The 20,670-nt window shown below is 55.3% G+C and carries 17 protein-coding genes and 1 pseudogene; all 18 read left to right on the top strand.

Annotation, left to right across the window (positions count from 1 at the left end; all coding sequences use genetic code 11):
* Positions 1-33 precede the first annotated feature (33 nt).
* The gene (gene tsf / locus AU509_RS04525) at positions 34-834 is read left to right on the top strand and encodes a translation elongation factor Ts (protein ID WP_409359745.1); all 801 of its coding nucleotides are present in this window, start codon (positions 34-36) and stop codon (positions 832-834) included.
* Between the two features lie 143 nt (positions 835-977).
* Positions 978-1,709: a UMP kinase gene (gene pyrH, locus AU509_RS04520; RefSeq protein WP_026738761.1), complete on the top strand. Its 732-nt coding sequence runs from the start codon at positions 978-980 to the stop codon at positions 1,707-1,709.
* A 135-nt stretch (positions 1,710-1,844) separates the two neighbouring features.
* On the top strand, positions 1,845-2,402 hold the full coding sequence (gene frr / locus AU509_RS04515; RefSeq protein ID WP_085653116.1) for a ribosome recycling factor: 558 nt from the start codon (positions 1,845-1,847) through the stop codon (positions 2,400-2,402).
* A gap of 199 nt (positions 2,403-2,601) precedes the next feature.
* Positions 2,602-3,795, top strand: a complete 1,194-nt coding sequence (gene ispC, locus AU509_RS04510) for a 1-deoxy-D-xylulose-5-phosphate reductoisomerase (RefSeq protein WP_094117762.1) — start codon at positions 2,602-2,604, stop codon at positions 3,793-3,795.
* Between the two features lie 189 nt (positions 3,796-3,984).
* A complete protein-coding gene (ispU, locus tag AU509_RS04505) occupies positions 3,985-4,746 on the top strand; it encodes a (2E,6E)-farnesyl-diphosphate-specific ditrans,polycis-undecaprenyl-diphosphate synthase (RefSeq protein WP_085653114.1) in 762 nt (253 codons plus the stop codon).
* Between the two features lie 9 nt (positions 4,747-4,755).
* Positions 4,756-5,613, top strand: coding sequence for a phosphatidate cytidylyltransferase (cdsA, locus tag AU509_RS04500; RefSeq protein WP_085653113.1), 858 nt, complete (start codon positions 4,756-4,758; stop codon positions 5,611-5,613).
* Positions 5,614-5,634: 21 nt separating this feature from the next.
* Positions 5,635-6,990 carry a sigma E protease regulator RseP gene (gene rseP / locus AU509_RS04495; protein ID WP_094117761.1) on the top strand — a complete coding sequence of 452 codons (1,356 nt, stop codon included), beginning with the start codon at positions 5,635-5,637 and terminating at the stop codon, positions 6,988-6,990.
* A 35-nt stretch (positions 6,991-7,025) separates the two neighbouring features.
* Complete coding sequence (gene bamA, locus AU509_RS04490; protein WP_085653111.1) at positions 7,026-9,452, top strand: outer membrane protein assembly factor BamA; 2,427 nt, start codon at positions 7,026-7,028, stop codon at positions 9,450-9,452.
* Positions 9,453-9,594: 142 nt separating this feature from the next.
* Positions 9,595-10,092: a molecular chaperone Skp gene (gene skp, locus AU509_RS04485; protein WP_094117760.1), complete on the top strand. Its 498-nt coding sequence runs from the start codon at positions 9,595-9,597 to the stop codon at positions 10,090-10,092.
* A 4-nt stretch (positions 10,093-10,096) separates the two neighbouring features.
* On the top strand, positions 10,097-11,119 hold the full coding sequence (gene lpxD / locus AU509_RS04480; protein WP_094117759.1) for a UDP-3-O-(3-hydroxymyristoyl)glucosamine N-acyltransferase: 1,023 nt from the start codon (positions 10,097-10,099) through the stop codon (positions 11,117-11,119).
* A gap of 148 nt (positions 11,120-11,267) precedes the next feature.
* Positions 11,268-11,723: a 3-hydroxyacyl-ACP dehydratase FabZ gene (gene fabZ / locus AU509_RS04475; RefSeq protein WP_026738770.1), complete on the top strand. Its 456-nt coding sequence runs from the start codon at positions 11,268-11,270 to the stop codon at positions 11,721-11,723.
* Positions 11,724-11,727: 4 nt separating this feature from the next.
* Positions 11,728-12,515, top strand: a pseudogene (gene lpxA, locus AU509_RS04470) (acyl-ACP--UDP-N-acetylglucosamine O-acyltransferase).
* 5 nt (positions 12,516-12,520) lie between these two features.
* Positions 12,521-13,666: a lipid-A-disaccharide synthase gene (gene lpxB / locus AU509_RS04465; RefSeq protein ID WP_094117758.1), complete on the top strand. Its 1,146-nt coding sequence runs from the start codon at positions 12,521-12,523 to the stop codon at positions 13,664-13,666.
* Positions 13,663-14,259, top strand: coding sequence for a ribonuclease HII (rnhB, locus tag AU509_RS04460; protein ID WP_085653106.1), 597 nt, complete (start codon positions 13,663-13,665; stop codon positions 14,257-14,259). Before lpxB ends, rnhB begins: the two co-directional genes overlap by 4 nt.
* 79 nt (positions 14,260-14,338) lie before the next feature.
* The gene (dnaE, locus tag AU509_RS04455) at positions 14,339-17,821 is read left to right on the top strand and encodes a DNA polymerase III subunit alpha (protein WP_085653105.1); all 3,483 of its coding nucleotides are present in this window, start codon (positions 14,339-14,341) and stop codon (positions 17,819-17,821) included.
* Between the two features lie 12 nt (positions 17,822-17,833).
* Complete coding sequence (gene accA, locus AU509_RS04450) at positions 17,834-18,793, top strand: acetyl-CoA carboxylase carboxyl transferase subunit alpha (RefSeq protein WP_085653104.1); 960 nt, start codon at positions 17,834-17,836, stop codon at positions 18,791-18,793.
* A 103-nt stretch (positions 18,794-18,896) separates the two neighbouring features.
* Positions 18,897-19,286, top strand: coding sequence for a VOC family protein (locus AU509_RS04445; protein WP_094117757.1), 390 nt, complete (start codon positions 18,897-18,899; stop codon positions 19,284-19,286).
* Entirely contained in the window at positions 19,276-20,631 is a 1,356-nt protein-coding gene (gene tilS / locus AU509_RS04440) for a tRNA lysidine(34) synthetase TilS (protein ID WP_100053505.1), read from the top strand. The genes AU509_RS04445 and tilS overlap by 11 nt, the downstream gene beginning before the upstream one ends.
* The last annotated feature ends 39 nt before the right edge of the window (positions 20,632-20,670 follow it).

Here is a 20,670-nt window from a genome sequence, read left to right as displayed (position 1 = left end):
GTAAAAGAACTGCGCGAACGTACTGGCGCAGGCATGATGGAATGTAAAAAAGCGCTGGTTGAAGCGAATGGCGACATTGAGCTGGCCATCGACAACATGCGTAAGTCTGGCCAGGCTAAAGCTGCCAAGAAAGCGGGTCGTGTTGCTGCTGAAGGCATCATCCTGACCAAGATTGCTGCAGACGGCAAATACGGCGTCATCGCTGAACTGAACTGTGAAACCGACTTTGTTGCCAAAGATGCCGGTTTCAAAGCGTTCGGTGAAGAAGTGGCTACCGCTGCTCTGAACGACCGCATTACTGACGTTGAAGAACTGAAAGCCAAATTTGAAGATCAGCGTACTGCGCTGGTGGCTAAAATCGGTGAAAACATCAATATCCGTCGCATCTCCGTACTGTCCGGCGACGCGCTGGGTTCTTACCTGCACGGCGCTCGCATCGGCGTTATGGTTGCCGCAACGGGTGCTGACGAAGAGCTGATCAAGCACATCGCTATGCACATCGCTGCCAGCAAGCCTGAGTACGTGAAGGCTGAAGATGTTCCGGCTGACGTTGTCGCTCGTGAGCACCAGATCCAGCTGGACATCGCCATGCAGTCCGGCAAACCGCGTGAAATCGCAGAAAAAATGGTCGAAGGCCGTATGCGTAAATTCACCGGCGAAATCTCTCTGTCCGGCCAGCACTTCGTGATGGACCCGAGCAAAACCGTCGGCCAGCTGCTGAAAGAGCACAACGCAGACGTCACCAGCTTTATTCGTTATGAAGTGGGTGAAGGTATTGAGAAAGCTGAAGTTGACTTTGCTGCTGAAGTTGCAGCAATGAGCAAGCAGTCTTAATAAAAAAGAGGAGCCGCCGGTTGGCGGTTCCTTTTTATCCAGCCAAAAGAGTTCATTACATCGGGTAGCTCGCTATTCTGCGAAACCGGGTGTAGCAGTGTAACCATCCCCAATACGACGACAGCCTGTTAGGACAAAACACCATGGCAACCAACGCAAAACCCGTATATCAACGTATCCTGCTCAAGCTCAGCGGCGAAGCCCTGCAAGGCGCGGACGGTTTCGGTATTGATGCTAGCATTCTGGATCGCATGGCTCAGGAAGTGAAAGAACTGGTTGAGCTGGGCATTCAGGTCGGTGTGGTTATCGGCGGCGGTAACCTGTTTCGCGGCGCTGGGCTTGCCAAAGCGGGAATGAACCGTGTTGTGGGCGACCATATGGGGATGCTGGCGACGGTAATGAACGGTCTGGCAATGCGTGATGCCCTGCACCGTGCATACGTTAATGCTCGACTGATGTCGGCGATCCCGCTGAACGGCGTGTGTGATAACTACAGTTGGGCCGAGGCCATCAGCCTGCTGCGCAACAACCGCGTTGTCATTTTCTCCGCCGGCACCGGCAACCCGTTCTTCACTACTGACTCTGCGGCGTGTCTGCGCGGCATCGAGATCGAAGCCGACGTGGTATTGAAGGCGACTAAAGTCGATGGCGTTTACTCTGCCGATCCAGTAAAAGATCCTAATGCGACGTTGTACGAAACGCTGGACTACCAGGATGTGCTGGAACGTGAGCTGAAAGTCATGGACCTTGCCGCATTTACGCTGGCGCGAGACCACAATCTGCCGATCCGCGTGTTCAACATGAACAAACCCGGCGCGCTGCGTCGTGTGGTGATGGGCGAAAAAGAAGGCACGTTGATCAGTAATAACGGCTAACGTCAAAGTAGGGTAATATCCTGTTTCGGCGATACTAGATAGCGCTATCTCTGCCCGCTACGGCTGGCATAAATTATTCACCGGATCATGCTAAGGCGTGATCTGACAGGCAACCAGTTTTCAAGGGTTCACAACGTGATTAATGAAATCAGAAAAGATGCTGATACTCGCATGGACAAATGCGTAGAGGTTTTCAAAAACCAAATCAGTAAAGTCCGCACTGGACGTGCTTCTCCCAGCCTGCTGGACGGCATCCATGTAGAATATTACGGTAGCGCGACGCCGCTGCGTCAGGTCGCCAACGTGGTTGCGGAAGATGCCCGTACGCTGGCTGTGACGGTCTTCGATCGCTCTCTGAGCGCGGCCGTTGAAAAAGCGATCATGGCGTCCGATCTGGGTCTGAACCCGATGTCCGCTGGCACGGTCATTCGTGTGCCGCTGCCTGCGTTGACAGAAGAGCGCCGTAAAGATCTGATCAAAGTGGTTCGCGGCGAAGCCGAACAGGGCCGCGTCTCCGTACGTAACGTGCGTCGCGATGCGAACGACAAGCTGAAGGCACAGTTGAAAGACAAAACCATCAGCGAAGACGAAGAACGCCGCGCTCAGGACGATATTCAGAAGCTGACCGACAGCTTTATCAAGAAAATCGACACTGCGCTGGCTGACAAAGAAAAAGAACTGATGGATTTCTAAATCCATTAGTCAGGACAGCGCCGCCAGTAGGTGAAGGGTCATCCCTCCCTCTCGCGGCGCTTTATTTTTTATGCTTCCTGATTCAGGTTTGGCGGTATCTATACCGGTTCAACCGGCATTGCCGACAGCAATGAAAGAGTCGTATTCCCGCCTGCTGCCACATCTGACAATCAATCGCTGTATGTACTAGAGCACCCCTATGAAGAAGCTGACAATTTTGGGTTCAACCGGTTCGATCGGCATGAGTACGCTGGCTGTGGTCAAAGCGAATCCGAACGACTTTTCGGTAAAAGCGCTGGTCGCCGGACGAAACGTGCCGCGAATGGTGGAACAGTGTCTGGAGTTTCGCCCTGAATATGTTGCGATGGCGGATGAAAACAGCGTAAGCGAACTGCGCCGACAGCTGAAAGAACAGGGTTGTAAAACCGAGGTGCTGTGTGGAGAGCAGGGCGCTTGCGAGTTAGCCAGCCTTGATGGCGTCGACCAGGTTATGGCGGCCATCGTGGGGGCGGCTGGATTGTTGCCGACGTTGGCGGCGATTCGCGCGGGCAAGCAGGTACTCTTGGCGAATAAAGAGTCACTCGTGACCTGCGGACACCTGTTTATGCGTGAAGTTGCGGCTAACCGAGCCCAACTACTGCCTATCGACAGCGAACATAATGCTATTTTTCAGAGTTTACCTGAGCAAATTCAGCATCAGCTGGGTTACGCTGACCTGATGGATTATGGCGTTGAACAGATTGTCCTTACCGGTTCCGGTGGTCCTTTCCGTGATACCGCGCTGGCGGACCTGAGGGCGATGACGCCGGATCAGGCTTGCGCTCATCCCAACTGGTCGATGGGACGCAAGATTTCCGTGGATTCTGCGACCATGATGAACAAGGGTCTGGAATACATCGAAGCCCGCTGGCTGTTCAACGCATCGGATGAGCAGATGGAAGTGGTGATTCACCCTCAGTCGGTCATCCATTCCATGGTGCGTTATCGGGACGGCAGCGTGTTGGCGCAGCTGGGATCCCCGGATATGCGGACGCCTATTGCGCACGCGATGGCTTATCCGGCACGTGTCGCCTCTGGGGCACCGAAGCTGGATTTTTGCCAACTGGGCGCGTTGACGTTTTCGGCTCCGGATTATCAGCGGTACCCTTGTCTGACATTGGCGATAGAAGCCTGTAACCACGGGCAGGCGGCGACAACGGCGTTAAATGCCGCTAATGAGGTCGCCGTGGAGGCTTTTCTGCAATCGGCTATCCGTTTTACGGATATTGCACAGCTCAACCGACGGGTTCTGGAACAGCTGGTACTGCCGGAACCTGCCAGTGTGGATGATGTGCTCGCTATCGACCGTTGGGCAAGGATACAGACACGACAAGAACTGCAGCACTACCGCTGATTCGGCGAGGGTGCGCGTTTGTGGCACGTGTTTTGAAATGGTATAGTCTGCGCCGCTAGGTGTAGGCTGTTTACGTGATAAGCCAATGGCAACGATAAGCTGTGCAAGTTCACGGCTTTTTTTGCGCTGCCAGGTCCGATGACTGAAAGAACCTATCGATATTCTTGCTTGAGGAAATCAGTACACGCTATGCCCTCCAAAAATCAACAAGGCAGCCAAAGCCAGCAGTCATGCAGTCCTCGACATGTCGCCATCATCATGGATGGTAACGGACGTTGGGCGAAGCAGCGGGGTAAACTACGCGTTTTTGGCCATCAGGCGGGAGTCAAATCCGTTCGCCGGGCAGTTAGCTTCGCCGCCCGTCATCAGTTGAATGCCCTGACGCTTTATGCGTTCAGTAGCGAAAACTGGAGTCGACCAGCGCAAGAAGTCTCCGCACTCATGCAGCTGTTTATGCGGGCGCTAGATAGCGAAGTCAAAAGCTTGCATAAACATAATGTGAGGTTGCGCATTATTGGCGACATGAGTCGCTTTAGTTCCCGTTTGCAGGAGCGTATTCGTCTTTCGGAGGAGCTCACTGCGAATAATACCGGTCTGACCCTGAATATTGCTGCGAATTATGGCGGCCGTTGGGATATCATTCAGGGAGTCCGACAAATCGCCGAGCAGGTCCAGGAAGGTGCGCTGCGTCCCGATACCATCGATGAAGCCACCCTGTGCCAGTACACCTGCCTTAACGAGCAGGCGCCGGTTGATTTAGTAATAAGAACGGGCGGAGAACATCGCATCAGCAACTTTTTATTGTGGCAAATAGCCTATGCTGAATTGTATTTTACCGATGTCCTCTGGCCCGATTTTGATGAAGAAGTCTTTGAAGGTGCGCTGAATGCTTTTGCTCAACGAGAGCGTCGCTTCGGAGGAACCACGCCTAACGATGTCGTTGCATCCTAGGGGGACCTTTTGCTGAAGTATCGCTTGATTACTGCTTTAATTCTTATTCCTGCTGTTATTGCCGCGCTCTTTTTCCTGCCGCTGCTGGGATTCTCTTTGGTGACGTTGGCCGTTTGCATGCTGGCCGCCTGGGAGTGGGGACAGCTGGCTGGATTCGTTTCGTACAGTCAACGTATCTGGCTGGCGCTGCTCTTTGGGCTATTGCTGGCCGTTATGTTGTTGACGATGCCCGCCTACCAGCGTTCGGTACATGTGGTGCAGGTCGCTGCGTCTCTGTGGTCCTCCGCCGCCTGGTGGTGTCTGGCGCTAGTGATGGTGCTGTCCTATCCGGCATCCGCTCTGGCTTGGCGGCATTCACGCATACTGCGGCTGGTCGCCGGTATGTTGACCATCATCCCGTTCTTTTGGGGGATGGTGACGCTGCGCCAACTGGGTTACGAAGCTAACTCATTTACCGGCGCGTGGTGGCTGCTGTACGTTATGCTGCTGGTGTGGGGCGCAGACAGCGGCGCCTACGCTTTCGGTAAGCTCTTTGGCCGACATAAGCTGGCGCCGAAAATCTCCCCGGGAAAAACGTGGGAAGGTTTGATCGGCGGGCTGGCGAGCTCCGCGCTGATCTCCGTCGTATTTAATCATTTTGTTCCTCTGACAAGCTCAGGGCATATCCTGCTGATCTGCTCGATTGTCGCCGTGCTGGCTTCTGTTTTAGGCGATTTGACTGAAAGCATGTTCAAACGAGAAGCGGGCGTTAAAGACAGTAGTCATCTTATTCCGGGACACGGCGGGGTGATGGATCGCATTGATAGTCTGACGGCGGCGGTGCCTGTGTTTTCCTGCCTGATGCTGTTACTGTTCAAAGCTGTTTAGGGATACCGGTAGAGCCTGTTTATGATGAATATTCTCTGGAGTCTGGCCGCATTTATCGTCGCCTTGGGCGTGCTGATAACGGTTCATGAATTCGGCCACTTTTGGGTCGCGCGTCGTTGCGGCGTCCGAGTGGAGCGTTTTTCTATCGGCTTCGGTAAGGCGCTTTGGCGACGTCGCGATCGCCAGGGCACCGAATATGTCATCGCACTGATCCCGCTGGGCGGTTACGTCAAAATGCTGGATGGTCGCGTGGCGGATGTTCCGCCTGAGATGGCTCATCAGGCGTTTGACCACAAGACCGTCTGGCAGCGCGCGGCCATCGTCAGCGCTGGCCCCATCGCCAATTTCATCTTTGCCATTTTTGCCTACTGGCTGGTATTTATTCTCGGCGTTCCTGGCGTGCGTCCGGTGGTTGGCGAAGTTTTGCCCGACTCGATTGCGGCCCAGGCGCAAATTTCGCCGGGGATGGAACTAAAGTCAATTGACGGTATCGAAACGCCTGATTGGGACAGTGTTCGCCTCGCTTTTATCAGCAAGATCGGCGACGTGGATATGACGATAGGCACCGCGCCGCTTGGGTCGTCGCTTATCGAACAGAAAAAACTGGATCTGCGCAGTTGGAGTTTTGAACCAGACAAGCAGGATCCGGCGGTTTCTCTGGGCATCGTACCCCGTGGGCCGCAGGTTGAAGCGGTGTTGGCTGGAATACAGCCTCACTCAGCCGCTGAAAAAGCGGGTTTGCAAGCTGGGGACAGGATCGTTAAAGTCGATGGTCAACTGTTGTCGCGCTGGCAGCAGTTTGTTATTGCCGTCCGCGAACACCCCGGTGAGCGCGTTGAGTTGTCGGTAGAGCGGGAAGGGGAAACGGTGTCAATCGCCCTGACCCCCGACAGCAAAGCGGTAGGAAAAGACAGGGTTGAAGGGTTTGCCGGTGTTGTCCCGCGCGTTACGCCGCTGCCTGAAGAGTATAAAACCGTTCGCCAGTATGGGCCGTTCAGCGCCGTTTACGAAGCCACTGACAAAACGTGGCAGTTGATGAAGTTGACGGTTGGCATGATAGGGAAACTGATTGCTGGCGACGTTAAGCTGAATAACCTGAGCGGGCCGATATCTATCGCTCAGGGTGCAGGAATGTCAGCTGATTATGGATTGATTTATTACCTGATGTTTTTGGCACTGATAAGCGTCAATCTGGGGATCATCAATCTGTTCCCGCTGCCGGTATTAGATGGTGGTCACCTGCTCTTTCTGGCGATAGAAAAGCTGAAAGGTGGGCCGGTTTCCGAGCGTGTGCAGGACTTTAGTTATCGCATCGGCACAGTGCTGCTGATGATGTTAATGGGACTCGCACTTTTCAATGATTTCTCCCGCCTTTAAGGTGTGGATTAAGTTAGGAAAAACGCATAACAACGATGGCGATTAAAAAGTTGCTCATAGCGTCGCTACTGTTCAGTAGCGCCACCGTATACGGTGCAGACGGATTCGTAGTGAAAGACATTCATTTCGAGGGCCTGCAACGGGTTGCCGTCGGTGCGGCATTGCTCAGCATGCCGGTCCGTGTCGGAGATAACGTCAGCGATGAAGATATCGGGAATATTATCCGTGCTTTATTTGCGACCGGAAACTTCGAAGATGTTCGAGTACTGCGAGATGGCGACACGCTACTCGTTCAGGTGAAAGAACGTCCCACCATCGCCAGCATCACTTTCTCCGGCAACAAGTCGGTGAAGGAAGACATGCTGAAAGAGAACCTGGAAGCGTCCGGCGTTCGCGTGGGGGAAGCGCTTGACCGCACGATGATTTCGAACATCGAAAAAGGGTTGGAAGACTTCTACTACAGCGTCGGTAAATACAGTGCGACGGTGAAAGCCGTGGTCACACCGCTGCCGCGTAATCGTGTCGATCTCAAACTGGTCTTCACCGAAGGCGTCTCCGCCAAAATCCAACAGATCAACATCGTGGGCAATAAAGCGTTTAGCAGCGATGAGCTGATTTCACGCTTCCAGCTGCGCGACGAGGTGCCATGGTGGAACGTGGTCGGCGATCGTAAATATCAGAAGCAGAAACTGTCGGGCGATCTTGAAACGCTGCGCAGCTTCTACCTCGATCGCGGCTATGCGCGTTTCAACATCGACTCGACTCAGGTCAGCCTGACGCCGGATAAAAAAGGCATCTATATCACCATCAACCTGACGGAAGGCGATCAGTACAAGCTTTCTGGCGTAGATGTCCGCGGCAATCTGGCCGGTCACTCCGCTGAAATCGAAGGGTTGACCAAAATCCAGCCGGGCGAGCTGTACAACGGCACGAAAGTGACCCGGATGGAAGAGAGCATCAAGAAACTGCTGGGTCGTTACGGTTACGCCTATCCGCGCGTCATCACGCAGCCGGAAATCAACGATGCCGATAAGACGGTACGTCTGAACATCAGCGTGGATGCAGGCAACCGTTTCTCCGTTCGTCGTATCCGCTTTGAAGGCAACGACACGTCCAAAGACTCTGTGCTGCGTCGTGAGATGCGCCAGATGGAAGGCGGCTGGCTCGGCAATGACTTGGTCGACCAGGGTAAAGAACGTCTGAACCGTCTCGGTTACTTTGAAAGCGTGGATACGGAAACGCAGCGCGTTCCCGGCACGCCGGATCAGGTCGACGTGGTCTACAAGGTGAAAGAACGCAACACCGGTAGCCTGAACTTTGGTATTGGCTTCGGTACTGAAAGCGGCGTGAGTTTCCAGGCCGGGGTCCAGCAGGACAACTGGCTGGGTACAGGGAACTCTGTCGGGATCACCGGAACGAAGAACGACTACCAGACCTATATCGAACTGTCGATGACCGACCCGTACTTTACGGTGGACGGCGTCAGTCTGGGCGGTCGTATCTTCTATAACGACTTTAAGGCGTATGACGCCGATTTGTCCGACTACACCAACCGTAGCTATGGCGCGGGCACGACGCTGGGCTTCCCGATCAACGAGAACAACTCGTTGCGTCTGGGCCTCGATTACGTGCACAACGACCTGTCCGATATGGAACCGCAGGTCGCGATGTGGCGCTATCTCTATAAGTCCGGCGTTGAACCGGGTGTCGTCACCGGCAGCTCCGACAGTGCGGACTTCTCGGCTGATGACTTCTTCCTGACGCAGGGCTGGACGTACAACAACCTCGACCGCGGGTATTTCCCGACGTCGGGTAGCCGCGTGACGCTGAATGGCAAGGTGACGATTCCGGGTTCGGACAACGAGTACTATAAAGTCACCCTGGATTCGACCAGCTATCTGCCGCTGAGCGAAAATCGTAACTGGGTGCTGATGGGCCGCTCTCGTCTGGGTTACGGCGATGGGCTAGGCGGTAAAGAGATGCCGTTCTACGACAACTTCTACGCCGGTGGTTCAAGTTCCGTGCGTGGCTTCCAGTCTAATACCATCGGTCCGAAAGCCGCCTACTACAAATGTAATGGCAGCGAGTCGTCCTATGCCGGATGTCCGATCGATAAAGACAACCTCGATGATGCCGTGGGCGGTAACGCCGTCATGGTGCTGAGTGCCGAACTGATCGTGCCGACGCCGTTCATCAGCGAAAAATACGCGAACTCCGTGCGTACGTCACTGTTCGTCGATGGCGGTACCGCGTGGGATACCCATTGGGAAAACACCCCGGAGACGCTTGCCGCGGGCATACCGGATTACAGCAAACCGGGTAATTTCCGTATATCGAGTGGTATTGCGCTGCAGTGGATGTCTCCGCTGGGGCCGTTGGTCTTCTCCTATGCCCAGCCGATCAAGAAATACGACGGGGATAAATCGGAGCAGTTCCAGTTCAATATAGGCAAAACTTGGTAATCTGAGGCCAGCAGAACGTATGCAGGCAAGCCGCACGGCAGGCAGAGTTGAGGACGCCGGCCTCTATGGAGCGTCACAGCGCTGCCTGTTGTGCATATACGAGTGTGTTAAGACACAAATAGGTTAGCGTGAGGAGTTTATAGTGAAAAAGTGGTTGTGTGCCGCAGGTCTTGGCCTGGCATTAGCTGCATCAGCAGGCGTTCAAGCTGCTGATAAAATTGCAGTGGTAAACGTATCCAGCATCTTCCAGCAATTGCCGCAACGCGAAACCGTCGCCAAGCAGCTGGACAGTGAATTCCGCGGCCGTGCGTCAGAGCTTCAGAATATGGAACGCGATCTGCAGCAGAAAATGCAGAAACTGCAGCGTGATGGCTCGACGATGAAAGCCAGCGAACGCAGCAAGATGGAAAAAGACGTCATGGCACAGCGCGAACAGTTCTCTACTAAAGCGCAGGCATTTGATCAGGACAACCGTCGTCGCCAGATGGAAGAACGTAACAAAATCCTGAGCCGTATTCAGGATGCTGTTAAAAGTGTTGCCAGCAAACAGGGTTATGACATCGTTATTGATGCCAACGCTGTCGCCTACGCGGACAACGCGAAAGACATTACTGCCGACGTGCTGAAACAGGTTAAATAATTCGATGTTCTCAATTCGACTGGATGCTTTAGCACAACAGTTGGATGCACAGTTGCACGGTGATGGCGATATCGTCATCACCGCTGTCGCATCAATGCATTCTGCTCAGTCAGGTCAGATCACTTTCTTGTCTGACAGCCGTTATCGCGATCGTCTTGCGACCACCCAGGCTTCGGCCGTCGTGGTGACCGAAGCCGATTTGCCTTTCTGTCATACCGCCGCTCTGGTGGTGAAAAACCCTTATTTGACCTATGCGCGTATGGCGCAGGTGATGGATACGACGCCGGCGCCGGCTGAAGCTATCTCGCCTGCCGCGACGATTGCGTCGGATGCGCGAGTGGGTAAAGGCGTATCAATCGGGCCGAATGCCGTGATTGAGTCCGGCGTTGAGCTGGGCGATGGCGCCGTGATTGGCGCTAACTGTTTTATCGGTAAAAATACACGCATTGGCGCGGGCAGCCGCTTGTGGGCCAATGTCACGATCTATCACAATGTCGTGCTGGGTGAGCAGTGCCTGATTCAGTCAGGCGCGGTCATCGGCTCGGACGGTTTCGGTTATGCCAACGATCGCGGCAACTGGGTGAAGATCCCTCAGCTAGGCACGGTCATTATTGGCGATCGCGTGGAAATCGGCGCGAATACGACGATTGACCGCGGCGCATTGGATGACACGATCATCGGCAACGGCGTCATCATCGATAACCAATGCCAGATTGCACACAACGTGGTGATTGGCGACAATACCGCGGTCGCGGGCGGCGTCATCATGGCGGGAAGTCTGAAAATCGGACGTTACTGCATGATCGGCGGCGCCAGCGTGATAAATGGCCACATGGAAATTTGTGACAAAGTCACGGTGACGGGAATGGGGATGGTTATGCGTCCTATCACCGAGCCTGGTGTATACTCCTCGGGCATACCACTGCAGCCGAATAAAGCATGGCGAAAAACGGCGGCTTTGGTCATGAATATTGATGACATGAGCAAGCGATTGAAGACCATAGAGCGAAAACTCGATAAAAGTTAAGTCCGTGGGTTTCAGTTCTACCGAGCTTTGCTGCAGGGACGGGCAAAGCTGTTTTGCTTTGTTATTGGCAGACCGTGTGAGGTTCCCTCTATTGGGGAGCCGCGGTTTGCATTGTTGATGACGTTTTTATTAAGACAGGAAGAGTATTTTGAATACTGACACCCATACTCTGCACATTGAAGAGATTCTGGAACTGTTGCCGCACCGCTATCCGTTTTTGCTGGTAGACCGCGTACTGCATTTCGAAGAAGGTAAATTTTTACGTGCAGTGAAAAACATTTCCTTTAATGAACCCTTTTTCCAGGGACATTTTCCAGGTAAACCGATTTTCCCTGGCGTGCTGATTCTGGAAGCCATGGCACAGGCTACCGGCATTCTGGCATTCAAAAGCGTGGGTAAACTGGAACCGGGCGAACTGTACTACTTTGCTGCAATCGACAATGCGCGCTTTAAACGTCCTGTTGAGCCGGGCGACCAGATGGTACTGGAAGTGGAATTCATCAAAGAACGTCGTGGCGTCGCTCGTTTCAGAGGCGTTGCGAAAGTCGATGGTGAAATCGCTTGTGAAGCAGAGATGATGTGCGCTCGTCGTCGGGAGGCATGATAACGTGATTGATCAAACCGCCTTTATTCATCCCAGTTCGATTGTTGAAGACGGAGCCGTCATCGGTGCCGGCGTACACATCGGCCCCTTCTGCTGGATCGGTTCTCAGGTTGAGATCGGTGCGGGAACGGTGCTGAAATCGCACGTCGTGGTTAACGGAGTGACCCGTATCGGAAACGATAACGAAATCTACCAGTTCGTTTCCATCGGCGAAGTTAACCAGGATCTGAAATACGCTGGTGAACCGACTCGCGTTGAGATAGGCGATCGCAACCGCATCCGCGAAAGCGTGACCATCCACCGCGGCACAGCGCAGGACGACGGGTTGACTAAAGTCGGCAGCGATAACCTGCTGATGATCAATACGCATATCGCCCACGACTGTATCGTGGGGAATCACTGCATCCTGGCGAATAACGCGACGCTGGGCGGCCATGTTTCTGTTGATGATTATGCCATCATCGGTGGAATGACCGCCGTGCATCAGTTCTGCGTCATCGGTGCGCACGTCATGGTGGGCGGTTGCTCCGGCGTTGCTCAAGACGTGCCGCCGTATGTGATTGCTCAGGGGAACCACGCCACGCCGTTCGGGATTAATATCGAAGGCTGAAGCGCCGTGGTTTTGATAAAGCGACGTTGCATGCCATACGTAACACCTACAAGCTGATCTACCGTAGTGGTAAGACGCTGGATGAGGTTAAGCCGGATATTGAAGCGCTGGCCGCGGACCATCCTGCGGTTCAGGCGTATCTGGACTTCTTCACCCGCTCTACGCGCGGCATTATCCGCTGACGCTTATGACCCGTCCCCTGACTATTGCCCTTGTCGCCGGAGAAACCTCCGGCGATATTCTTGGCGCTGGCTTAATTCGCGCCATTAAAACCCACGTCCCGGATGCGCGCTTTGTCGGTGTAGCCGGTCCCCGCATGCAAGCTGAAGGCTGTGAAGTCTGGTACGAGATGGAAGAACTGGCGGTGATGGGCATCGTGGAGGTGCTGGAGCGCCTGCCGCGCCTGCTGAAAATTCGCCGTGATCTGACCCAGCGTTTCACCGAATTGCAGCCGGATGTTTTCGTCGGTATCGATGCGCCCGATTTCAATATCACGCTCGAAGGGCGTTTGAAGCAGCGTGGGATCAAGACCATTCATTACGTCAGCCCGTCCGTCTGGGCATGGCGCCAAAAACGCGTTTTCAAAATCGGCCGAGCCACGAATTTGGTGTTGGCCTTTTTGCCTTTTGAAAAGGCGTTTTACGATCGTTTCGACGTTCCCTGCCGTTTCATCGGACATACCATGGCCGATGCGATGCCGTTGCATCCCGACAAACTGGCCGCCCGGTCAACGTTGGGGATTGCTCCTGATGTCCGCTGTCTGGCGATACTGCCGGGGAGCCGTGGCGCAGAAGTTGAAATGCTCAGCAAAGATTTCCTTCTGACGGCCAGACTCTTGCGCGAAGCTTGTCCCGACCTGGAAATTGTCGTCCCGCTGGTGAATGCCAAGCGACGGCAACAGTTCGAAGAGATTAAAAATGAGGTCGCGCCCGATTTACCTGTTCGCCTGTTAGATGGTTTCGCGCGAGAGGCGATGATCGCCAGCGATGCGGCGCTATTGGCCTCGGGCACGGCGGCGCTGGAGTGCATGCTGGCGAAGTGTCCGATGGTGGTGGGGTATCGGATGAAGCCGTTTACCTTCTGGCTGGCCAGTAAGCTGGTTAAAACGCCGTGGGTCTCATTGCCCAATCTACTGGCCGGACGTGAGCTGGTAAAAGAGCTGCTGCAAACCGAATGCACGCCGGATAAATTGGCTGAGGCGCTGTTGCCTTGGCTGCAGGACAGCGTTCAGGTCCACGAACTACAAGAAACCTTTTTACATCTGCATCAGCAGATCCGTTGTGATGCCGATGAGCAGGCGGCTCAGGCGGTACTGGAGTTGGCAAAATCATGAATGATGTTTTCGTTTATCCGCAGGCAACCTGCATTGCCGGTGTGGATGAAGTTGGGCGAGGCCCGCTGGTGGGCGCTGTGGTGACTGCCGCCGTCATTCTCGATCCGGCTCGACCCATCGTGGGTCTGGCCGATTCCAAAAAGCTCAGCGCGAAACGGCGCGAGGCGCTGTATCATGAAATCAAAGAAAAAGCGCTGGCGTGGAGCCTGGGCCGGGCAGAGCCGGACGAAATCGATAGCCTGAATATCCTGCACGCCACCATGCTGGCGATGCAGCGCGCCGTGGCCGGTCTGTCTGTGACCCCAAACTATGTGTTGATCGACGGCAACCGCTGTCCTGTGTTGCCGATGCCGTCACAAGCGGTCGTCAAAGGCGATAGCCGGGTGCCGGAGATCAGCGCCGCGTCGATTCTGGCGAAGGTAACGCGTGACCGGGAAATGGAAGCGCTGGATTTGCTCTTCCCGCATTACGGTTTTGCGAAGCATAAAGGTTACCCCACCGCTTTCCATCTGGAAAAACTGGCGATGCACGGCGCAACTCATCATCATCGCCGCAGCTTTGCTCCGGTGAAGCGGGCGTTGGGGCTGGCGTAACGTCAGCGCAGGCTATGTGATGCCGGTGAACGCATGAGTCGCCGGCGACATTCGATTTAATCAATACTGGGATCTGGAGATGGCCGAACCACGTTTTGTTCACCTGCGTGTTCACAGTGACTATTCCATGATCGATGGGCTGGCTAAGGTCGGACCGTTGGTGAAAAAAGCGGCGTCAATGGGCATGCCCGCGCTGGCGATCACCGACCATTCCAACCTGTGCGGTCTGGTGAAATTCTACGGCGGCGCGCATGGCGCTGGCGTCAAGCCGATCGTCGGCGCAGATTTTTATCTGCAGAGCGAGGAGTTGGCCGACGAACTGGCGCACCTCACTATTCTGGCGATGAACAACGTCGGCTACCAGAATCTGACGCTGTTGATCTCCCGCGCCTATCAGCGCGGCTATGGTGCCGCAGGTCCGACGATAGATCGCGACTGGCTGGTGGAACATCAGGAAGGTTTGCTGTTGCTGTCCGGCGGTCGTCAGGGCGACATCGGTAAATTTCTGCTGCGCGGTAATCTGGCGTTGGTGGAACAATGTCTGGCCTTTTATCAGGAGCACTTCCCGCAGCGTTACTATCTGGAGCTGATCCGTACCGGCCGAGCGGATGAAGAAAGCTATCTGCATGCGGCGGTGGCGCTGGCGACCCAGCACGGCCTGCCCGTCGTCGCCACCAACGACGTGCGTTTCATCAACGCCGACGAGTTCGATGCTCACGAAATTCGCGTCGCAATCCACGATGGCTATACGCTGGACGATCCCAAACGTCCGCGCAACTACAGTCCTCAACAGTACATGCGCACCGAAGAGGAAATGTGCGAGCTGTTTGCCGACATTCCCGAAGCGCTGGCCAACAGCGTTGAAATCGCCAAGCGCTGTAACGTCACGATCCGACTGGGTGAGTATTTCCTGCCGCAGTTCCCCACCGGCGATATGTCGACGGAAGATTATCTGGTCATGCGTTCCCGGGAGGGACTTGAGGAACGTCTTGCGTTCCTGTTCCCGGATGAAGAAGAGCGCAATCAGCAGCGGCCGGCCTATGACGAACGTCTCGAAATCGAGCTGCAAGTCATCAACCAGATGGGATTCCCCGGCTACTTCCTGATCGTGATGGAGTTTATCCAGTGGTCGAAAGATAACGACGTGCCCGTTGGGCCGGGACGAGGCTCCGGCGCCGGTTCGCTCGTCGCCTATGCGCTGAAAATCACCGATCTTGACCCACTGGCCTTCGACCTGCTGTTCGAACGATTCCTGAACCCGGAACGTGTGTCCATGCCCGACTTCGACGTCGACTTCTGCATGGAAAAACGCGACCTGGTGATCGACCACGTGGCGGAGATGTACGGCCGTGATGCGGTATCGCAGATCATCACATTCGGTACGATGGCGGCGAAAGCGGTCATCCGAGACGTAGGTCGCGTGCTGGGTCACCCTTACGGGTTCGTAGATCGCATCTCTAAGCTGGTGCCGCCCGATCCCGGGATGACACTGGAAAAAGCGTTCGCCGCAGAGCCGCAGCTGGGCGAAATCTACGAGGCCGATGAAGAAGTTAAAGCGCTGATCGACATGGCGCGCAAACTGGAAGGGGTTACCCGTAACGCCGGTAAACACGCCGGGGGCGTGGTGATCTCGCCGACCAAAATTACTGACTTCGCGCCGCTGTATTGCGATCCTGAAGGGCAGCATCCGGTCACCCAGTTCGATAAGAGCGATGTGGAATATGCCGGGCTGGTGAAGTTCGATTTCCTCGGCTTGCGTACGCTGACCATCATCAACTGGGCGCTGGAAATGATCAATCCGCGTCAGGAGAAGATGGGGCTGGAGCCGATCGATATCTCCGCTATCCCGCTCAGCGACAAGAAAAGTTTCGACATGCTGCAGCGGTCGGAAACGACTGCGGTATTCCAGTTGGAATCCCGCGGCATGAAGGATTTGATCAAACGTCTGAAGCCTGACTGCTTCGAAGATATGATCGCGCTGGTGGCCCTGTTCCGTCCGGGCCCGTTGCAGTCAGGGATGGTGGATAACTTTATCGACCGTAAGCACGGCCGGGAAGCCATCTCGTATCCGGATATCGAGTGGCAGCACGAGTCGCTGAAACCGGTGCTTGAACCGACCTATGGTATCATCCTGTATCAGGAACAGGTGATGCAGATTGCCCAGGTGCTCTCCGGCTATACTCTTGGGGGCGCGGATATGCTGCGTCGTGCCATGGGTAAGAAAAAGCCCGAAGAGATGGCCAAGCAGCGATCGGTGTTTAAAGCCGGTTCAGAGAAGATGGGCATCGACGGCGAACTGTCGATGAAAATCTTCGACCTGGTGGAGAAATTCGCCGGTTATGGCTTTAACAAGTCGCACTCCGCCGCCTATGCGTTGGTGTCTTACCAAACGCTATGGCTGAAGGCGCATTATCCGGCGGAATTCATGGCTGCGGTCATGACGGCGGATATGGACAACACCGACAAGATCGTCGGACTGGTGGATGAATGCTGGCGTATGGGGCTCAAAATCCTGCCGCCGGATATCAACAGCGGTCTGTACCACTTCCACGTCAACGACGCCGGTGAAATTGTGTATGGCATCGGCGCGATCAAAGGCGTGGGCGAGGGGCCGATTGAGGCCATCATCGAAGCCCGTAATCAGGGCGGTTATTTCCGCGATCTGTTTGACCTCTGCGCGCGCGCGGACATCAAAAAGCTGAACCGCCGCGTGCTGGAAAAGCTGATCATGTCCGGCGCGTTCGACCGTCTTGGCCCGCACCGCGCGGCGCTGATGAACTCATTGCAGGATGCGATGAAATCGGCCGAGCAGCATGCCAAAGCGGAGGCAATCGGTCAGGTGGATATGTTCGGCGTGCTGGCGGAAACGCATGAGCAGGTCGAGCAGTCCTACAGCACGGTTCCTCCCTGGCCGGAACAGGTCGTACTGGATGGTGAGCGGGAAACGCTGGGTCTGTATCTGACCGGTCATCCCATCAACCAATATCTGAAGGAAATCGAACGTTATGCCGCTGGCGTGCGTTTGAAAGATATGCACCCAACGGATCGGGGCAAAATCACCACTGCGGTGGGTCTCGTGCTTTCCGCCCGCGTGATGGTGACCAAACGAGGCAACCGCATCGGTTTGTGTACCCTGGACGATCGCTCCGGTCGTCTGGAGGTGATGTTATTCACCGATGCATTGGATAAATACCAGCATTTGCTGGAGCAAGACCGTATTTTGATCGTCAGTGGACAGGTCAGTTTTGATGATTTCAGCGGCGGGCTTAAAATGACCGCTCGCGAGATTTTGGATATCAGCGAAGCGCGGGAAAAATATGCGCGTGGACTTGCTATCTCGCTGACTGACAGGCAAATTGATGACCAGTTGTTAAACCGTCTCCGTCAATCGTTGGATCCCCATCGATCAGGGACGATTCCGGTGCATCTTTATTACCAGCGGGAGGATGCGCGAGCTCGGCTACGCTTCGGCGCGGCATGGCGCGTGACCCCGACCGACGTGCTCCTGAACGATCTGCGCACCGTAGTGGGTAATGAACAGGTAGAACTGGAATTTGACTAATATAGGATTACTATGAGTCTGAATTTTCTTGATTTTGAGCAGCCGATTGCAGAGTTGGAGGCGAAAATTGACTCTCTGACCGCCGTCAGCCGTCAAGACGAAAAATTGGATATAAATCTGGACGAAGAGGTTAAGCGTCTGCGTGAAAAAAGCGTAGAACTGACGCGTAAAATCTTCGCCGATCTGGGCGCATGGCAGGTTGCTCAGCTGGCGCGTCATCCCCAGCGTCCTTACACGCTTGACTACATCAAACGCGTTTTCACCGATTTCGATGAGCTCGCAGGCGACCGCGCCTACGCTGACGACAAAGCGATCGTGGGGGGCATTGCGCGTCTGGATGGCCGTCCCGTGATGGTTATCGGCCACCAGAAAGGCCGTGAAACCAAAGAAAAAATTCGTCGTAACTTTGGTATGCCGGCGCCGGAAGGTTACCGCAAAGCACTGCGCCTGATGGAAATGGCCGAGCGGTTTAAAATGCCGATCATCACGTTCATCGACACCCCGGGCGCTTATCCGGGCGTGGGCGCGGAAGAACGTGGTCAGTCTGAAGCGATTGCCCGTAACCTGCGCGAAATGTCAGAGCTGAGCGTGCCCATCATCTGCACCGTGATCGGTGAAGGTGGTTCCGGTGGCGCGCTGGCAATCGGCGTGGGCGACAAGGTCAACATGCTGCAGTTCAGCACCTACTCCGTGATTTCCCCAGAGGGCTGCGCTTCAATCCTATGGAAAAGCGCGGACAAGGCGCCGTTGGCCGCAGAAGCGATGGGGATTATCGCTCCGCGTCTGAAAGAGCTGGGCCTGATCGACACCATGATCCCTGAACCGCTGGGTTCTGCGCATCGCGACGTGGACGCCATGTCCGCTTCGCTTAAGTCTCAGCTGCTGGCTGACCTGCGCGAGCTGGATGCGTTCAACGAACAGGAACTGTTGAACCGTCGTTATCAGCGGTTGATGAACTACGGCTACTGCTGATCGTTCTCTCCGTCCTAAAAAGTCCGTGGTCAGCAATGACCGCGGACTTTTTTGTTATGATGACCCCCATCCTTTCCTCACACCGCGTTTGTCGGGAGTCGCTATGCTGAAACTTCAGGGAATTCATCATATTGCTATCATTGCGTCTGACTACGAACGGAGTAAGCGTTTCTACTGCGACCTGCTGGGATTCACTCTGCAGCATGAGATTTATCGTGCCGCCAGAGACTCCTGGAAGGGCGACTTGGCGTTGAACGGCCACTACGTTATCGAGCTGTTCTCCTTCCCTGATGCGCTTTCGCGCGTGAGTCGTCCCGAGGCGCAGGGACTCAGGCATCTGGCTTTTGCCGTGGATGATATCGATCAGGCGGTCGGTGAGCTGACGCGTCGGGGCGTTAACTGCGAGCCTATTCGCATTGATGAAGAGACCGGGCGACGGTTCACTTTCTTTGCCGATCCGGATGATTTGCCGTTGGAGTTGTATGAACGATAGTGTCGCGACGCGCAGCGATGATGTCCTGTTAAATGCAGTCGCACGTCAGGTGACGTCAGGCGGCAGCTACCTGCTCGCCTACAGCGGCGGGTTAGATTCCACCGTCCTGCTGCATTTGTGCGTGCGGTTAAGAGAACAATATGGGCTCTCGCTGCGGGCGGCGTATGTCCATCATGGCCTCAGCGCGTTCGCCGACCGCTGGGCGCAGCACTGCGAGGGGCTGTGTTCAGACTGGCATGTACCTTTCAGCGTTCTGCCGGTGCAGGTTGATGCGCAGCAGGGCGGTATTGAGGCCGCGGCGCGTGAGGCGCGTTATCAGGCTATCCGTGAGCATTCGCATAGGGATGAGGTGCTGCTGACCGCACAACATCAAAACGACCAAAGTGAAACCTTCCTGCTGGCGCTCAAGCGGGGCAGTGGCCCCGCAGGATTGTCGGCGATGGCGTCGGTAACACGACTCGGCGAACAGACGCATTTACGGCCGCTGCTGGCCTGCAGCCGCACTCAACTTGCCGAGTATGCGGCGCATCATGGCCTGAGCTGGGTTGAAGACGACAGCAATAGCGACGATCGCTTTGATCGTAATTTCCTTCGTCGCCATGTGTTACCCGTTTTGACGCAGCGCTGGCCGCATTTCCCCGCCGCGGTCTCCCGCAGCGCGGAGCTCTGTGCGGAACAGGAGCAGTTACTGGATGAACTGCTGGCGGAGTCGCTGCAATCGCTTCGCCGCGCCGACGGCGGGTTGTCGATTACGGCTCTTGAGTCTTACGGCCCGCTGCGGCGATCCGCGTTGTTACGGCGTTGGCTGGCGGCAGAAGGCGTACGAATGCCTTCGCGGGAACAGCTGCAGCGGTTGTGGCAAGATGTGGCGCTTAGTCGCCGGGATGCTGAGCCGCAGTTGGTACTGGGGCCGTGGCAGATCCGGCGTTTTCGCGATGGTTTATATGTTTTGCCGCAGTGGCCGTCAGTCAGAGATACGGTGTTGGCCTGGGACCCGACGTCAGCGCCTTTGGCGCTTCCCTCTGAACTGGGAGCGCTGGCATTAGGACCCCAGGGTGTCGCGGTGCGCCGTCCTCATCCCGACGAAGCGGTGACGGTGCGCTTTCATGCGCAGGGAACATTTCACATCGTCGGGCGCGGGCATGGGCGTCAGTTAAAAAAACTGTGGCAGGAGTTAGGCGTCGCACCCTGGATGAGAGAACGCACGCCGCTGATCTTCTACGGCGAACAGCTTATCGCGGCGGTAGGAACCTTTGTTACGCGTGAAGGGCGCCCTGAGTCGGAAGACGCCGCCTGGCGTATTGTCTGGCATCCTGCGTCTTCGTCGTCCTTGACGCGTTCTTAATATGAAAACGGACAACTCAGTTGTCCGTTTAATTGGCGA

Source organism: Lonsdalea britannica (genome assembly GCF_002111595.1).
GTDB lineage: Bacteria > Pseudomonadota > Gammaproteobacteria > Enterobacterales > Enterobacteriaceae > Lonsdalea > Lonsdalea britannica.
This window is presented reverse-complemented; position numbering and strand designations above follow the sequence as displayed.

Bases quoted from the DNA above. Each gene is read 5' to 3' on its own strand.
- tilS (WP_100053505.1), top strand. From the start codon at position 19,276: ATGAACGATAGTGTCGCGACGCGCAGCGATGATGTCCTGTTAAATGCA.
- rnhB (WP_085653106.1), top strand. From the start codon at position 13,663: ATGAATGATGTTTTCGTTTATCCGCAGGCAACCTGCATTGCCGGTGTG.
- AU509_RS04445 (WP_094117757.1), top strand. From the start codon at position 18,897: ATGCTGAAACTTCAGGGAATTCATCATATTGCTATCATTGCGTCTGAC.
- tsf (WP_409359745.1), top strand. From the start codon at position 34: ATGATGGAATGTAAAAAAGCGCTGGTTGAAGCGAATGGCGACATTGAG.
- bamA (WP_085653111.1), top strand. From the start codon at position 7,026: ATGGCGATTAAAAAGTTGCTCATAGCGTCGCTACTGTTCAGTAGCGCC.
- lpxD (WP_094117759.1), top strand. From the start codon at position 10,097: ATGTTCTCAATTCGACTGGATGCTTTAGCACAACAGTTGGATGCACAG.
- rseP (WP_094117761.1), top strand. From the start codon at position 5,635: ATGATGAATATTCTCTGGAGTCTGGCCGCATTTATCGTCGCCTTGGGC.
- ispC (WP_094117762.1), top strand. From the start codon at position 2,602: ATGAAGAAGCTGACAATTTTGGGTTCAACCGGTTCGATCGGCATGAGT.
- accA (WP_085653104.1), top strand. From the start codon at position 17,834: ATGAGTCTGAATTTTCTTGATTTTGAGCAGCCGATTGCAGAGTTGGAG.
- lpxB (WP_094117758.1), top strand. From the start codon at position 12,521: ATGACCCGTCCCCTGACTATTGCCCTTGTCGCCGGAGAAACCTCCGGC.
- dnaE (WP_085653105.1), top strand. From the start codon at position 14,339: ATGGCCGAACCACGTTTTGTTCACCTGCGTGTTCACAGTGACTATTCC.
- pyrH (WP_026738761.1), top strand. From the start codon at position 978: ATGGCAACCAACGCAAAACCCGTATATCAACGTATCCTGCTCAAGCTC.
- ispU (WP_085653114.1), top strand. From the start codon at position 3,985: ATGCCCTCCAAAAATCAACAAGGCAGCCAAAGCCAGCAGTCATGCAGT.